Raw genomic sequence first — 14,980 nt, forward strand, 5'->3', positions numbered from 1 at the left:
CCCGGTCACAGGTGACCGGGGCCTTCGATTCGGAGCGGACGACCAGGTTCGAACTGGCGACCTCAACCTTGGCAAGGTTGCGCTCTACCAACTGAGCTACGTCCGCAGTGCATCGTCCACCGACCGACAAGCTTCGATGTGATGCAGAGCGGGTGACAGGAATCGCACACTGCGCCTCCCCCTTGGAAAGGGGGCGTTCTACTACTGAACTACACCCGCACGCTGCGTCGGGTTCGGCTTTTCGGCCTTGCCCTTCGGCGTGCTCCAGACTCTAGCCGATCGCTGGGGGTGCAGTGCAACTCCGTTCCCCGGCGTGCCCGTCCGGCCGCGTCCGCGGCCGGTGTCTCAACTCGCCTCGCGGAACGCCTCGTAGACCCGCTTGGGGATACGGCCGCGGGCCGGCACCTCCATCCGGTGCGAGAGCGCCCACGCGCGTACGGCCGCCGGGTCGGGCGCCAGGGCCGTGTGCCGGTACGACTTACGGTTCTTGCCGGCATGGGTCTGCCGGCGGGCCGCCTCAAGGTAGGGAGCCAGGGCCTTGCGCAGTTTCTTTGCATTGGCGGGATTGAGGTCGATCTCGTACGACTTCCCGTCGAGGCCGAACGAGACCGTTTCCGCCGCTTCTCCGCCGTCGATGTCGTCGGAGAGCGTGACCACTACGCGCTGCGCCACGGATATCGGTCCTTTCGTGCGGCACCCGCTCCGTCGGCCCATGCTTCTGAAAGCTGGCTGACGTGCGGTGATACCGGCCTTCCGGCTGTTTAGGGGCAATGCGACCTGTCGCTATATTCCTTTGTACAGCGAACCGGCTCGCATTGTGAAGCCCAGCCAATTGCATCAGCGTGTCCGACGGCAATGGCGAGGGCGAGTTTTTTCCTGGATTTTTCCCTGTGGTCTCTCGGTGCGATATCGACGGAGATCGGTGGAGAGTCCGGCACTGTGTAGATATCTACCCGCGTAGATTTTGTGTACGGGTAGGCTGATGGGACTCGGGGGGTCGGGGGATTCCCCGGACAGAACCACAGCCGCACACAGCCGCACCACACCACCGGGAGTGCCAGTGGCACGCGTCGTAGTCGACGTCATGCTCAAGCCGGAGATCCTCGACCCGCAAGGACAAGCAGTGCAGCGCGCACTGCCCCGGCTGGGTTTCGACGGGATCGCGGACGTCCGCCAGGGAAAGCGTTTCGAGCTGGAGGTGGAGGGCCCGGTCGACGAGGCCGCCCTCGCCCGCATCCATGAGATGGCCGAGACGTTCCTCGCCAACACCGTCATCGAGGACTTCGTCGTAAAGGTGGAGTCGTGACCACTCGTATCGGAGTCGTCACTTTCCCCGGCACACTCGACGACCGCGACAGTCTTCGCGCCGTCAGGATCGCCGGAGCGGAGCCCGTCTCACTCTGGCACCGCGACAAGGACATCAAGCAGGTCGACGCGGTTGTCCTGGCCGGTGGATTCAGCTACGGCGACTATCTGCGGGCCGGCGCCATTTCCCGTTTCTCGCCGGTGATGGAGACGATCATCGAGCAGGCCAAGGGCGGCATGCCGGTCCTGGGGATCTGCAACGGCTTCCAGATCCTGACCGAAACGCATCTGCTGCCGGGCGCGATGCTGCGCAACAACCATCTGCACTTCATCTGCCGCGACCAGAAGCTGCGGGTGGAGAACGCGGAGAGCGCCTGGACCGCCGACTACACGGCGGGCGAGGAGATCTCCGTACCGCTGAAGAACATCGACGGCCGGTACGTCGCCGCCGAGCCGGTCCTGGACGAGCTGGAGGCCGAGGGCCGGGTCGCCTTCCGTTATCTGGACGGCAATCCGAACGGCTCGCTCCGCGACATCGCGGGCATCACGAACGCGGCGGGCAACGTCGTCGGGCTGATGCCGCACCCCGAGCACGCCGTGGAACCGCTGATCGGTACGGGCCGTACCGACGGGCTCGGGTTCTTCACCTCGATCCTGAAGAAGCTGGTAAGCGCCTGATGACGATCAAGAACCTGGACACCGTCAAGAACGCGACGGGGACGCCCGACGTCGACCAGCCCTGGAAGGAACTCGGCCTCAAGGAGGACGAGTACAGCCGGATCCGCGAGATCCTCCAGCGCCGGCCGACCGGCGCCGAGCTGGCCATGTACTCGGTGATGTGGTCCGAGCACTGCTCGTACAAGAGCAGCAAGGTCCACCTCAAGCAGTTCGGCGACAAGGCCCCGGCCAGCGACGCGATGCTGGTGGGCATCGGCGAGAACGCGGGCGTCGTGGACGTCGGCCAGGGGTACGCGGTCACCTTCAAGGTCGAGTCGCACAACCACCCCTCGTACATCGAGCCCTACCAGGGCGCGGCCACCGGCGTGGGCGGCATCGTCCGCGACATCCTGGCCATGGGCGCCCGCCCGGTCGCCGTCGTGGACCCGCTGCGCTTCGGTGCGGCCGACCACCCCGACACCCGGCGGGTGCTGCCCGGAGTCGTCGCCGGCATCGGCGGCTACGGCAACTGCCTGGGGCTGCCGAACATCGGCGGCGAGGTCGTCTTCGACCCCTGCTACCAGGGAAATCCGCTGGTCAACGCGGGCTGCATCGGCGTCATGAGGCACGAGGACATCCACCTCGCGCAGGCGTCGGGCACCGGCAACAAGGTGATCCTGTACGGCGCCCGTACCGGCGGCGACGGCATCGGCGGCGTCTCGGTGCTGGCCTCCGAGACGTTCGAGTCGACCGGACCGGCCAAGCGCCCGGCGGTCCAGGTGGGCGACCCCTTCCAGGAGAAACTCCTCATCGAGTGCACCCTGGAGATCTTCGCGGAGAAGCTGGTCGCCGGTATCCAGGACCTCGGCGGCGCGGGGCTCTCCTGCGCGACGAGCGAGCTGGCGTCGGCCGGATCCGGCGGTATGCGGGTCGAGCTGGACACCGTTCCGCTGCGTGACTCGTCCCTCTCGCCCGAGGAGATCCTCATGAGCGAGTCGCAGGAGCGCATGTGCGCGGTCGTCGAGCCCGACAAGGTCGACCGCTTCATGGAGATCTGCGAGAAGTGGGACGTCATCGCCACCGTCATCGGTGAGGTCACCGAGGGCACCCGGCTGGAGATCTTCTGGCACGGCGAGCAGATCGTGGACGTGCCGCCTCGCTCGGTGGCGCACGACGGCCCGGTCTACCACCGGCCGTACGCCCGTCCCGACTGGCAGGACGCCCTCCAGGCCGACGACGCCAACAAGCTCGCCCGGCCCGCGAATTCGGCCGAGCTGCGTGAGCAGGTGCTGCGGCTCGTCTCGTCGCCGAACCAGGCGTCGAAGGCGTGGATCACCGACCAGTACGACCGTTTCGTACAGGGCAACACCGTCCTCGCGCAGCCCGAGGACGCGGGCATGGTCCGGATCGACGAGGAGTCGAATCTGGGTGTGGCCATGGCGACGGACGGCAACGGCCGGTTCGCCAAGCTCGACCCGTACGCGGGCGCGCAGCTGGCGCTGGCGGAGGCGTACCGCAACGTCGCCGCGTCCGGCGCCAAGCCGCTCGCCATCTCGGACTGCCTCAACTTCGGTTCGCCCGAGGATCCGGCGGTCATGTGGCAGTTCGCCGAGGCCACCCGCGGACTCGCCGACGGCTGCCTCCAGTTGGGCACCCCGGTCACCGGCGGCAACGTCTCGCTCTACAACCAGACCGGCGAGACGGCGATCCACCCGACCCCGGTCGTGGCCGTGCTCGGTGTGATCGACGACGTCACGCGCCGTACGCCGATCGCCTTCAAGGAAGAGGGCCAGCTCCTCTATCTGCTGGGCGAGACCCGCGAGGAGTTCGGCGGGTCGGCGTGGTCGCAGGTGATCCACGACCATCTGGGCGGACTGCCTCCGAAGGTGGACCTGGACCGGGAGAAGCTGCTCGGCGAGATCCTGATCTCGGCGTCACGCGACGGCATGATCGACGCGGCGCACGACCTGAGCGACGGCGGTCTGATCCAGGCCGTGACCGAGTCGTGCCTGCGGGGCGGCAAGGGCGCACGGCTGGTCGTGCCGGACGGACTTGACGCCTTCACGGTCCTGTTCAGCGAGTCGGCCGGGCGCGCCGTCGTCGCCGTGCCGCGCAGCGAGGAGACGCGCTTCACCGACATGTGCGGCGCGCGTGGGCTTCCCGCGACGCGGATCGGTGTCGTGGACGGCGAAGAGGTCGAGGTCCAGGGCGAGTTCAGCATTCCGCTGGGCGAGCTGCGGACCGCGCACGAGGGGACGATCGAGGCCCTGCTGGCCTGACTCGCGACCCTGACTCGGGCCTGGCTCACGCGCTGACCCAGGCCCTGGATCACACCCGGCCCCCGCCCGGTTCGCACCGAACCGGGCGGGGGCTTCGTCGTGCCGGTGCGCCGAAGGGCTTGCGCTCGGTTACGTAATTACGTAACTTCTCTCCATGGAGCTGGAGGAACGCGTCGCCGAGCTGGAACGCCGGCTCGCGGCGCTGGAGCGTACGGAGCCGGAGGCGCCGTCCCGGCCGCCGAGAGGGGAGCGGCCGGGGCCGCCGACGGTGGACGACACCTTCCGGCCGCTCCAGCAGCTGGAGGAGCAGCTCACGGAGCTGGGCGCGCCCGGCGGCGGTGTGACGTACACCGGCTCGGTACGGCTGCCGACCGAGGAGCACTACCGGTGGCAGTTCACCGAGCTGACCGACGGACTGCTCGACGCGGACTGGCCGGTGACCGCCGACTGCTTCGCCGCGCTCGGGCACGCCGTACGGCTGCGGCTGCTGCGCGAGATCCTCGGCGGCCTGCGCACGGCGGCCGAACTGGCCGCGCTCGACGACATAGGCACCACCGGGCAGATCTACCACCACCTGCGCCAGCTGACCGGTGCGGGCTGGCTCCAGACGACGGGGCGCGGCCGTTACGAGGTGCCGGGCGCCCGCGTCGTACCGCTGCTCGTGATGCTGTCCGCCGCCAGGAACTGAGATCCACCGGAGAACCGAGGTGACCCGCACCATGTCCGTCCGGAAACTGGCCATGGCCGTGGCCCGCTGCTGCGTCCTGGCCGTCGTCGTACTCGTCCTGTGCATGATCTTCGCCGACCTCCGTCCGCCGGTCTGGGTGAGCCTCGGTCTGCCCCTGCTCCCGATCGTGACGTTCGTGGTCCTGGGGCGGCTGACCTCCAGCGCGCTCAAGCGGACGGCCCGCGCGCCCGTCGAGACGGAGCCGCCGGTTACCGGCCGCTGGACCGCGCACAACAGTCCGGCGGACAAGGTGCCCAGCCACGGTCTTCACGGCTACGGCCAGACGTACGCCGTCGACATCCTCGTCGCGCCGGAGCCCGACACGCGCCCGCCATTCGCGAAGCTGTGGCCGCTCGCGCGCGGGAACGGCCACTACCCGGCCTTCGGCGCCCCCGTGCTGGCCGTGGCCGACGCGACGGTCGTACGGGTGCTGGACCGGCGCCGCGACCATCTGACCCGCACCTCGTTCCCGGCGCTCGCCTGGATGATGCTGGTCGAAGGCTCGGTGCGTGAGGCCACGGGACCTTCGTGGATCTTCGGCAACCATGTGATCCTGGATCTGGGCGAGGGCACGTACGCCGCGTACGGGCACCTCAAACAGGGCTCGGTGACCGTCGCCGTGGGGGACACGGTGCGCGCGGGCCGGCGGATCGCCGACTGCGGCAACACCGGCAACTCCACCGAGCCGCACCTCCACTTTCAGCTGATGGACGGCCCCGACCTGGACACGGCCCGCGGCATCCCCTTCACCTGGCGCGGCATCGGGGTCCCGGCCAACGGCGCGTCGTTCACGGCGCCGGCCGAATCGATCACCCCGCGAAAAGAAGCGGCCCCCGCCGACCGGCTCGATTAGCCTCCCGGCTATGCCCCCGGCCAAGAAGCGCAAGCAGCGCGGTTACGACTCCGAGAAGACCCGTACCGCGGTCCTCACCCAGTTCGCGCACGTGCGCGAGGCGGTCGCCGCCCTCACCCCCGACCAGCTCGCCCTCCCCGCCGGCCTCGGCGACTGGACCGTACGCGAGCTGACCGCACATCTGTGCATGGGCGTCGAGAGCGTCAGCCGCGCGCTGGAACAGCCCGCGCCGCCCGCCGTGGAGCTGGGGCTGCCCGAGTGGGCGTTCGCGACGGCCGCGGTGGCCGTCCCGATCTCGGACGACGTCAAGGCGTACGCGGCCTCCGCCGAGCCCGCCGAGCTGTTCGAACGCACGGCCGCCCGGATCACCGACCTCCTGAAGGACGCTCCGCCCGAGAGGCTCATCGCCATCCGGGTCGGCGCCATGAGGCTGGGCGACTTCCTGGTCACCCGCACCGTCGAGCTCGTCGTCCACTCCGACGACCTGAACCGTGCCGTCGGGCTCGGCATCCCCCTCGACCGGCAGGCGCTCGCCGCCTGCACACGGCTGCTCGCCGACGCGCTCGCGGCGAAGGCGCCGGGGGCGTCGACGGAGGTGCGGATCCCGCCGTACGCCGTCGTGCAGTGCGTGGAGGGCCCCCGGCACACCCGCGGGACCCCGCCGAACGTCGTCGAGACGGACCCCGTGACCTGGCTGCGGCTCGCGACGGGGCGTGCGGCATGGGCCGAGGCGCTGGCAGCGGCGCAGGTCAGCGCCAGCGGGGAACGGGCGGATCTCGGCGGTCTGCTGCCGGTCATGAGCTGACCGGACCCGGCCGGGCCGGGTCCACGGGGCAATCGCACGGAACCGGACCCGGGCCTGTCCCGTCCCATCGGTATGCAGACACAGTCAGTGACCACCGTCACAGCCCTCACGACCCTGGCCCTTCTCGCCCTCGCCGGCTGCGGCGCCGAGTCCGCCAGAGAGTCCGACGGGGCTGCCAAGGCCGGCAGCGCGGTGCGGACCGATCTGCCCCTGACCGATGTGCGCTGGAACGTCGAGAGCCTCAGCGTCGACGGCAAGAAGATCGCGGTGCCCGCCGGGGCCAGCCTGAAGATCGACTCCAAGGGCGAGGCCAGCGCGGAGACCGGCTGCAACGGCGTCGGAGCCATGGTCACCGTCGACGGTGACACGATCACTGTCGGTGAGAGGCTGCCGAGGACGCTGAAGGGCTGCACGGGGGTGCTCGGGGACTTCGAGAACGCCCTCAGCGACGCCTTCGACGGCAAGATCAAGGCCAAGGTCGAGGACAGGAAACTGACCCTCACCACCGCCGGGGGCGACTCCATCGCCCTGTCCGCCGAGAAGCCGGCCCCGCTGGTCGGCACCGGCTGGGCCGTCGACGGCCTCGTCTCCGACGGGACGGCCCGCTCGCTGCCCAAGGACAAGAAGGGCGAGACGCCGAAGGCGACGCTCACCTTCACCAAGGACGGGACCGTGAGCGGCAACCTCGGCTGCAACGGGTTCTCGGCCTCCGCCAAGATCACGGAATCCACGATCACCTTCGGGCCCCTCAAGGCCACCAGGAAGATGTGCCCGGAGCCGGGAATGTCCGTCGAGCGGGAGCTGATGAAGGTGCTCGACGGAAAGGTGACGTATGAGGTGCACCACCGTGAGCTGACCCTCAAGACGGCCGACGGCGAAGGATTCAGCGCCGCCGCCGGCACCCCCGTGAAGTAGTACCGGCACGGTTCTCGCTGGTGAACGGGGACCTCTCCGGCCGGGCCGGCGGCGACACGCCGCCGGCCCGCCGCGGGGTCCGTCTCCCGGCCCACTTCCGTACCGCATTCGGACCAGCGGTCGATCTCGCCTACACTCGGTGGCGTGCCTCGTGGTGATGGACGACTCAGCCACGACCTGCTCCCCGGCGAGAAGGGCCCTCAGGACGCTTGCGGCGTCTTCGGAGTCTGGGCCCCCGGGGAAGAGGTCGCCAAGCTCACCTACTTCGGACTGTATGCACTGCAACACCGCGGACAGGAATCCGCGGGCATCGCAGTGAGCAACGGCTCCCAGATCCTTGTCTTCAAGGACATGGGCCTTGTCTCACAGGTCTTCGACGAAACTTCCCTCGGCTCCCTTCTGGGACATATCGCCGTGGGTCACGCCCGCTACTCCACCACCGGAGCCTCGGTGTGGGAGAACGCGCAGCCGACGTTCCGGGCCACCGCGCACGGTTCGATCGCTCTCGGGCACAACGGCAATCTGGTCAATACGGCGGAGCTCGCCGGACTGGTCGCCGACCTGCCCAAGGAGAACGGCCGCACGACCCGCGTCGCGGCCACCAACGACACCGACCTGATCACGGCGCTCCTCGCCGGACAGACGGACGACGACGGCAAGCCCCTCACCGTCGAACAGGCCGCACCGCAGGTCCTGCGTAGCGCGAAGGGTGCCTTCTCGCTCGTCTTCATGGACGAGCACACCCTCTACGCGGCCCGTGACCCCCAGGGCATCCGCCCGCTCGTCCTCGGCCGGCTCGAACGCGGCTGGGTGGTGGCCTCCGAGAGCGCCGCACTCGACATCTGCGGCGCCGCCTACGTCCGGGAGATCGAGCCCGGCGAGCTGATCGCCATCGACGAGAACGGCCTCCGCAGCTCCCGATTCGCTGAAGCGAAGCCCAAGGGCTGTGTCTTCGAGTACGTGTATCTGGCCCGCCCGGACACCGACATCGCCGGCCGGAACGTCTACCTCTCCCGGGTGGAGATGGGGCGCAAACTCGCCAAGGAGGCACCGGCCGACGCCGACCTCGTCATAGCGACGCCGGAGTCCGGCACCCCCGCCGCGATCGGCTACGCGGAAGCGAGCGGCATCCCGTACGGCTCGGGACTGGTGAAGAACGCGTACGTGGGCCGGACCTTCATCCAGCCCTCACAGACCATCCGCCAGCTGGGCATCCGCCTCAAGCTCAATCCTCTTAAAGAGGTCATCAGGGGCAAGCGCCTGGTGGTCGTGGACGACTCGATCGTCCGCGGCAACACCCAGCGGGCCCTCGTCAAGATGCTCCGCGAGGCGGGCGCCGCCGAGGTCCACATCCGGATCTCGTCCCCGCCGGTCAAGTGGCCGTGCTTCTTCGGCATCGACTTCGCCACCCGTGCGGAGCTGATCGCCAACGGCATGTCCATCGAGGAGATCGGCACGTCACTGGGCGCCGACTCCCTCTCGTACATCTCCATCGACGGCATGATCGAGGCGACCACCATCGCCAAGCCGAACCTCTGCCGCGCCTGCTTCGACGGCGAGTACCCGATGGACCTGCCCGACCCCGAACTCCTCGGCAAGCAGCTGCTGGAGACCGAGCTGGCGGGCGGCGCCGATGCCGCCGACGCCCTCAGGCGGCCCTAGGCCGTGTCTTCGAAGTCCCGCCCGGCCCGCGACGCCCGCCGCTACGGCCCCGCCCTCCGGGCGGACGGCACTACTTTGAAGACACGATCTGCCACCGGCCGTGAGCGCCCGTGAACGTGCGCCTACGGCCCGCCGCGATCCTCCTTCCGGTCCCGGCGGCCCGCAGCCACGTCCCGAACCCACGGACCCGAACCGAATCTCCGCAGCAATGACACGAAAGCTCCCCGCCATGCCAGCTGAATCCTCCGGTGCCTCCTACGCCGCCGCGGGCGTCGACATCGAGGCCGGCGACCGCGCCGTCCAGCTGATGAAGGAGTGGGTGAAGAAGACCCAGCGCCCCGAGACCGTCGGCGGCCTCGGCGGCTTCGCCGGACTCTTCGACGCCTCCGCGCTCAAGCGCTACGAGCGCCCGCTGCTCGCCTCGGCCACCGACGGCGTCGGTACGAAGGTCGACCTGGCGCGCAAGATGGGCGTCTACGACACGATCGGCCACGACCTCGTGGGCATGGTCGTCGACGACCTGGTGGTCTGCGGCGCCGAACCGCTGTTCATGACCGACTACATCTGCGTCGGCAAGGTCTTCCCCGAGCGGGTCGCCGCCATCGTCAAGGGCATCGCCGAGGGCTGTGTGCTGGCCGGCTGCGCGCTCGTCGGCGGCGAGACGGCCGAGCACCCCGGACTCCTCGGCGAGGACGACTTCGATGTCGCCGGCGCCGGTACGGGCGTGGTCGAGGCGGACCGGCTGCTGGGCGCGGATCGTATCCGTACGGGTGACGTCGTGATCGCCATGGAGTCCTCCGGGCTTCACTCCAACGGGTACTCACTCGTCCGGCACGTCGTGTTCGACCGGCTCGGCTGGTCGCTGGAGCGCGAGGTCGAGGAGTTCGGCCGCACGCTCGGCGCCGAGCTGCTGGAGCCCACCAGGATCTACTCGCTGGACTGCCTGGCCCTGACCAGGACCACCGAGGTGCACGCTTTCAGCCACATCACCGGCGGCGGCCTCGCGAACAACCTGGCGCGCGTCGTCCCGGACCATCTGCACGCGACGGTGGACCGTTCGACCTGGACGCCCGGCCCGGTCTTCGACCTGATCGGCTCGGCGGGTCAGGTGGAGCGCACGGAGCTGGAGAAGACGCTCAACATGGGTGTCGGCATGATCGCGGTCGTCCCCGAGGAGTCCGTGGACACGGCCCTCACCACGCTCGCGGACCGGGGCGTGGGCGCCTGGGTGGCCGGCGGCATCGTGGACCGGCAGAGCACCGGCGCGGCCACGGGCGCGGCGCTGACCGGGGACTATGCCTAGTCCGATGAGCGCGCCGACGGGACGCCGGTCTCATGGTGAAACCCGGTCCGGGGAGCCCGGACCGGGTCACATGGGTGATTTCTTTTTGAGGTGTACGTACGTCAAGCGCCGCGTCGCTGTGACGACGGACCGGACTCCTCGTCCTCTTCGTCGTCGTTGTACAGCTCCGCGTACTGTGCGTACGGGTCATCTTCCTCGTCGTCATCCTCGAACGGCTCAGCGTTCGGCGGTTGACTCGAAGGCGATGCGCCCAGCTCATTGGCCAGACGCGACAGGTCTGTCCCGCCGCTGTTGTACTTCAGCTGGCGGGCGACCTTTGTCTGCTTGGCCTTGGCCCGGCCGCGCCCCATGGCTCGACCCCCTCGGTGACGGGGCTCCACGGCCCCAGAGTCTTGACACGCGTTCATGTTTCAGAACGAGCTCTCCGCAGAGAGACCCGTCCTTAGGACTTCAACGGTACCTGCTTCCGCGGCCATACGGTACGCCGCCCGCATGACGCGCCTCGGCGCGGGACCGGCGAGAACGGATGTCCTCGCTGGTCAGCTGCGATTTTAACCTCTTCTTGAGGGGCGACCCGCCGACCGGGGTGAGTCTCGTCTCCCCCGGAGCCGCGCGACGGCCCGGCGCCGGCCGATCGCCCCCCGCGGACGTCAGCGGAGGCGGGCCTCCGAGATCCGCTGCTCGGCGATCCGGTCGGCCGCGGCGGCCGGCGGAATCCCGTCGTCCTTCGCACGTGCGAATATTGAAAGCGTGGTGTCGAAGATCTTCGCGGCCTTCGCCTTGCACCGCTCGAAGTCGAATCCGTGCAACTCGTCGGCGACCTGGATCACGCCTCCGGCGTTCACCACGTAGTCCGGCGCGTAGAGGATGCCGCGGTCGGCGAGATCCTTCTCGACACCGGGGTGTGAGAGCTGGTTGTTGGCCGCCCCGCACACCACCTGCGCGGTCAGTACGGGCACGGAGTCGTCGTTCAGCGCGCCGCCGAGCGCGCACGGCGCGTAGACGTCCAGACCCTCCACGCGGATCAGCGCGTCGGTGTCGGCGGCGACGGTGACCTCCGGGTGCCGGTCGGTGATCCGGAGCACCGACTCGTCCCGCACGTCCGTGATCACGACGGAGGCGCCGTCCTGGAGCAGATGCTCGACCAGGTGGTGCCCGACCTTGCCGACGCCCGCGATGCCCACCTTCCGGCCGCGCAGCGACGGGTCGCCCCACAGATGCTGGGCGCTCGCGCGCATCCCCTGGAAGACACCGAACGCCGTCAGTACGGAGGAGTCGCCGGCGCCGCCGTTCTCGGGCGAGCGGCCGGTCGTCCAGCGGCACTCGCGGGCCACGACGTCCATGTCGGCGACATACGTACCGACGTCGCACGCGGTGACGTAACGGCCGCCGAGCGAGGCCACGAACCGTCCGTACGCCAGCAGCAGCTCGTCCGTCTTGATCAGCTCGGGGTCGCCGATGATCACGGCCTTGCCGCCGCCGTGGTCGAGACCGGCCATGGCGTTCTTGTACGACATCCCGCGCGACAGGTTCAGCGCGTCGGCGACGGCGTCCTGCTCGGAGGCGTACGGGTAGAAACGAGTGCCGCCCAGGGCGGGGCCCAGGGCGGTGGAGTGCAGAGCGATGACTGCCTTGAGCCCGCTGGCGCGGTCCTGACAGAGCACGACCTGTTCGTGGCCACCCTGCTCGGAGTGGAACAGGGTGTGCAGTGCGTCGACGGTTGCGACAGGGGCTCCGGTCACATCGGTCACGGTGGTGACTCCCAAGTACGAAGCGGTGAGAGCCCTCCTGGGGGTGGGGAGGGACTGTTTGGGCATGAGGGTAAGTCCTACCGCGACGTAGATCCGACGCAGTGCCCAGGATCACCCTCTCGGGGGGTAGGGGCATGGGACGATTCGCCCCATGCCAGCGGTGTCTTCACTCCTCGTCCCCTACGCCTCCTACCTGCGCGTGTACGAGCCTCTGGCGGCCTTTCCGGAGCCGGAGAGAAGCCACTGGGCGCGTTACGCCGCCCGGGAGCGCACGCCGACCGCGCAGGACGAACTCCGGCGCTCCCTGGCGGACTTGCTGCCCACGCCGCCCGTCCCGGTGCCGGTGCACGAGAGCGCCGACGCGTTCGTGACGGAGGTGGACGGCGTGGTGTGCGTCTGCCCGTGGCGCACCCGGCTGCGCGGCTGGCTGGCCCTGGAGTCGCTGAGCGAGTCCCTGCCGAAGCCGCTGCTGGACGCGGTGCTGCCGTCGGTGGTGCGTGAGCAGGCCGCCGCCGACTTCGAGCAGTGGCGCGGGCGCAATCCGGACGCCCGGCCGTGGATCAGGACGGCGGTCTGGCAGGTGCCGGTGCGCTGGTTCACGCTCTTCGCCGACGACGAGCGCGAGTACCGGGCGTACGAGGAGTCGGGCCCCACGGCGCCCGCCCTGCGCTACCGGACCCCGATGGTGCAGGCGCGGCGGAGGCTGGCCCGCGCGCTGAAGGCCCTGCGGGAGTCGGTCGACGAGGGGCCGCTCATCGAGGGCCTCATAGATGTCGGACGGTGGCTGGAGGAGTTCCACCCCCGCTCGCTGGTCGAGCTCGACTACGGCGGGCTGGTGCACGCCCTGACCGGGCCGCAGCTCGCCGACGACCGGTCGGCGGCGGACGTGGCGGCCGGGATCGCGGCGCTGCGGGCCGGGGACGGCGAGGCGGCGGGCGAGGCGTACGAACGGCTGGCGGAGCGCTGGCGGGCGGTCAGGGACCGTCAGTTCGCCAACTGAGGGCGGATCCGGGGGGCCCGGCGGGAGCGCGTACGGCGGGGGGCGCCGACGGGCGGTGCCGGTCGGCCGGCGGGCGTGGTGCCATGCGTCCCGGCCCCATGGGACTTAGGCCCCGATACGGATTCTTTACGCTCAAGCGTGACGGAGCGCACTTACTGGGCTCTTGCGCCCATCACCCACCCTCGTGTCAAAATAGGACAAGGAGTCCGGAGGGGGCTCCTTCCGTCCAAGTAAGGGCGGATTGCTCTGCATTGCGCTCTATCGGGGGTCTCGTGACGCCTGATTGCTCCTGTGACTGATCGTCACTGCGACGTAACTGTCCGCTATGGCATGGTCCATCGGCTTCCGTCGTTGATGAACACCTGAGAGGGCAATTCCATCGGTTTGGCCGACGAGGCTGGACAGATGGTGTAGTTGTAGTGCCGAGGACAAGCCGTTCGTCCTATAACCGACTCGGCCCGCGTCCGCCATTTCGGGCAACGTGGGTCAAGGTGCAGAATTTAGAGGAAAGAACCGAGATGGTTCGGTTCTCCCGAGGAGGCCGCTCATGACCGCTCGCACCCCTGATGCCGAGCCGCTGCTGACCCCGGCTGAGGTTGCCACGATGTTCCGTGTGGACCCGAAGACGGTCACACGCTGGGCAAAGGCCGGCAAGCTCACGTCCATCCGCACGCTCGGTGGGCATCGCCGGTACCGCGAGGCAGAGGTCCGCGCACTGCTCGCGGGTATTCCGCAGCAGCGCAGCGAGGCCTGAACGTCTCGCCAGGGCACAGCTGACAACCAACCAACCCCAACCGGACACCCGGGTCCCCAATCCGGTCGTCCCGCTCCATAGCTCCACATTGATCCACATAGCTTCGCAACGCTCCACACGACGGGCACCTGCCCCAACAGGGCCCACGCCCCCGCATCACGGGGCAAGTCGCTTTGATCGCGCTGGACTCCGCCGAGTCCAGCGCGATCTTTTTGCTTGGTGGGGGCGGGAGTTGGGGCTGGGGAGGGGCTGAGGGGAAGCGCTTGCGGGAGCATGCAATTGCACATATCAAATTCGCGGTTTGTAGGTGGGGGGTAAGTGGAGCCGTTCCGCAAACATGAGCGGTGACACCCGTCACAGTACAAGCCCCTTGCCAACTCCGCTCATAGCACCTAATGAGGGTCGCTGTCCGCTTCTGGTGTGCGGTTCGGAGCGGAGCTGTTGGTTGTGGCCTCGCCGTCCGCGAGAGCGGCTGCGGCGGGCTCCATGGCGAGCCGCTGGAGGCGATGACAGACCGCGCAGTGGCGCATGACATGCCGATAGCCCGTAGCGGCCGCCAGATGGGCACGCAGGAGCGCGCGAGTCTCGTGTCTGGCCGCCGATGTCCCCATGCGCGCCACCCCCCGGATAAAGGGCCCCTGCAGATGACTTACCGGCGCCAGGGGGACGCGTCAACCCACGACGCGGCAGCGGAGCCCGCGTCCGAGGAGGGTGCGGGCTCCGTGTCGTACAACGCGGTCCGCTGCGGGGCGCGGCCTCGGGCCCGCCGCGTCTGCGGCCGGACGCAGCAGTGGAGCCCGCACCCAGAAGGGTGCGGGCTCCATATGTACCGCAACGCGGTCCTGACGGGATTTGAACCCGCGGCCTCCACCTTGACAGGGTGGCGAGCACTCCAAACTGCTCCACAGGACCAGAATTCGCAGCTCCGGTGCGCTGTTCCTACCGGCGGCTGCGAAATGAGACTGTACA

15 protein-coding genes and 3 tRNA genes are annotated in these 14,980 nt (G+C 69.2%); 11 read left to right on the forward strand and 7 right to left on the reverse strand.

What is annotated here, in order from left to right:
* Window positions 1-33: 33 nt before the first annotated feature.
* The 3 genes from IEY79_RS31970 to IEY79_RS31980 all read right to left on the reverse strand — a co-directional run bounded on the left by IEY79_RS31970 (window position 34) and on the right by IEY79_RS31980 (window position 672).
* Window positions 34-106, reverse strand: a tRNA-Gly gene (locus tag IEY79_RS31970).
* Window positions 107-147: 41 nt separating this feature from the next.
* Window positions 148-219: transfer RNA gene (locus IEY79_RS31975), tRNA-Gly, on the reverse strand.
* A 126-nt stretch (window positions 220-345) separates the two neighbouring features.
* Window positions 346-672 carry a histone-like nucleoid-structuring protein Lsr2 gene (locus IEY79_RS31980; RefSeq protein ID WP_189111152.1) on the reverse strand — a complete coding sequence of 109 codons (327 nt, stop codon included), beginning with the start codon at window positions 670-672 and terminating at the stop codon, window positions 346-348.
* Between the two features lie 388 nt (window positions 673-1,060).
* Between IEY79_RS31980 and purS the strand changes: the two genes are divergently transcribed.
* From purS to purM, 9 genes are all read left to right on the forward strand, one after another.
* Complete coding sequence (purS, locus tag IEY79_RS31985) at window positions 1,061-1,306, forward strand: phosphoribosylformylglycinamidine synthase subunit PurS (RefSeq protein ID WP_078076409.1); 246 nt, start codon at window positions 1,061-1,063, stop codon at window positions 1,304-1,306.
* Window positions 1,303-1,983 carry a phosphoribosylformylglycinamidine synthase subunit PurQ gene (gene purQ, locus IEY79_RS31990; protein WP_189111153.1) on the forward strand — a complete coding sequence of 227 codons (681 nt, stop codon included), beginning with the start codon at window positions 1,303-1,305 and terminating at the stop codon, window positions 1,981-1,983. The genes purS and purQ overlap by 4 nt, the downstream gene beginning before the upstream one ends.
* Window positions 1,983-4,241: a phosphoribosylformylglycinamidine synthase subunit PurL gene (purL, locus tag IEY79_RS31995; protein WP_189111154.1), complete on the forward strand. Its 2,259-nt coding sequence runs from the start codon at window positions 1,983-1,985 to the stop codon at window positions 4,239-4,241. Before purQ ends, purL begins: the two co-directional genes overlap by 1 nt.
* A gap of 154 nt (window positions 4,242-4,395) precedes the next feature.
* The gene (locus IEY79_RS32000) at window positions 4,396-4,929 is read left to right on the forward strand and encodes an ArsR/SmtB family transcription factor (RefSeq protein ID WP_189111155.1); all 534 of its coding nucleotides are present in this window, start codon (window positions 4,396-4,398) and stop codon (window positions 4,927-4,929) included.
* Between the two features lie 31 nt (window positions 4,930-4,960).
* Complete coding sequence (locus IEY79_RS32005) at window positions 4,961-5,821, forward strand: M23 family metallopeptidase (RefSeq protein ID WP_189111156.1); 861 nt, start codon at window positions 4,961-4,963, stop codon at window positions 5,819-5,821.
* 10 nt (window positions 5,822-5,831) lie between these two features.
* Window positions 5,832-6,626: a maleylpyruvate isomerase family mycothiol-dependent enzyme gene (locus IEY79_RS32010; protein WP_189111157.1), complete on the forward strand. Its 795-nt coding sequence runs from the start codon at window positions 5,832-5,834 to the stop codon at window positions 6,624-6,626.
* Between the two features lie 87 nt (window positions 6,627-6,713).
* Window positions 6,714-7,541 carry an META domain-containing protein gene (locus tag IEY79_RS32015; RefSeq protein ID WP_229701302.1) on the forward strand — a complete coding sequence of 276 codons (828 nt, stop codon included), beginning with the start codon at window positions 6,714-6,716 and terminating at the stop codon, window positions 7,539-7,541.
* A gap of 144 nt (window positions 7,542-7,685) precedes the next feature.
* Complete coding sequence (gene purF, locus IEY79_RS32020) at window positions 7,686-9,203, forward strand: amidophosphoribosyltransferase (RefSeq protein ID WP_189111159.1); 1,518 nt, start codon at window positions 7,686-7,688, stop codon at window positions 9,201-9,203.
* A gap of 229 nt (window positions 9,204-9,432) precedes the next feature.
* Window positions 9,433-10,506, forward strand: a complete 1,074-nt coding sequence (gene purM, locus IEY79_RS32025) for a phosphoribosylformylglycinamidine cyclo-ligase (RefSeq protein ID WP_189111160.1) — start codon at window positions 9,433-9,435, stop codon at window positions 10,504-10,506.
* A gap of 101 nt (window positions 10,507-10,607) precedes the next feature.
* Here the strand turns inward: purM and IEY79_RS32030 are convergent, their stop codons facing one another.
* The gene (locus IEY79_RS32030; protein ID WP_189111161.1) at window positions 10,608-10,856 is read right to left on the reverse strand and encodes a DUF3073 domain-containing protein; all 249 of its coding nucleotides are present in this window, start codon (window positions 10,854-10,856) and stop codon (window positions 10,608-10,610) included.
* 300 nt (window positions 10,857-11,156) lie between these two features.
* Window positions 11,157-12,257 (reverse strand): Leu/Phe/Val dehydrogenase, encoded by a 1,101-nt coding sequence (locus tag IEY79_RS32035; RefSeq protein ID WP_189111205.1) that lies wholly within the window; start codon window positions 12,255-12,257, stop codon window positions 11,157-11,159.
* A gap of 151 nt (window positions 12,258-12,408) precedes the next feature.
* Between IEY79_RS32035 and IEY79_RS32040 the strand changes: the two genes are divergently transcribed.
* Window positions 12,409-13,257, forward strand: coding sequence for a DUF8083 family protein (locus IEY79_RS32040; RefSeq protein WP_189111162.1), 849 nt, complete (start codon window positions 12,409-12,411; stop codon window positions 13,255-13,257).
* A gap of 547 nt (window positions 13,258-13,804) precedes the next feature.
* Window positions 13,805-14,011, forward strand: a complete 207-nt coding sequence (gene bldC / locus IEY79_RS32045; RefSeq protein WP_003949541.1) for a developmental transcriptional regulator BldC — start codon at window positions 13,805-13,807, stop codon at window positions 14,009-14,011.
* A 392-nt stretch (window positions 14,012-14,403) separates the two neighbouring features.
* On the opposite strand, the gene IEY79_RS37675 is transcribed toward bldC, so the two are convergent.
* Window positions 14,404-14,622, reverse strand: coding sequence for a DUF6274 family protein (locus IEY79_RS37675; protein WP_229701303.1), 219 nt, complete (start codon window positions 14,620-14,622; stop codon window positions 14,404-14,406).
* Window positions 14,623-14,848: 226 nt separating this feature from the next.
* A tRNA-Asp gene (locus IEY79_RS32050) sits at window positions 14,849-14,923 on the reverse strand.
* Window positions 14,924-14,980 lie beyond the last annotated feature (57 nt).

This window comes from Streptomyces camponoticapitis (genome assembly GCF_014646115.1).
GTDB classification, from domain to species: domain Bacteria; phylum Actinomycetota; class Actinomycetes; order Streptomycetales; family Streptomycetaceae; genus Streptomyces; species Streptomyces camponoticapitis.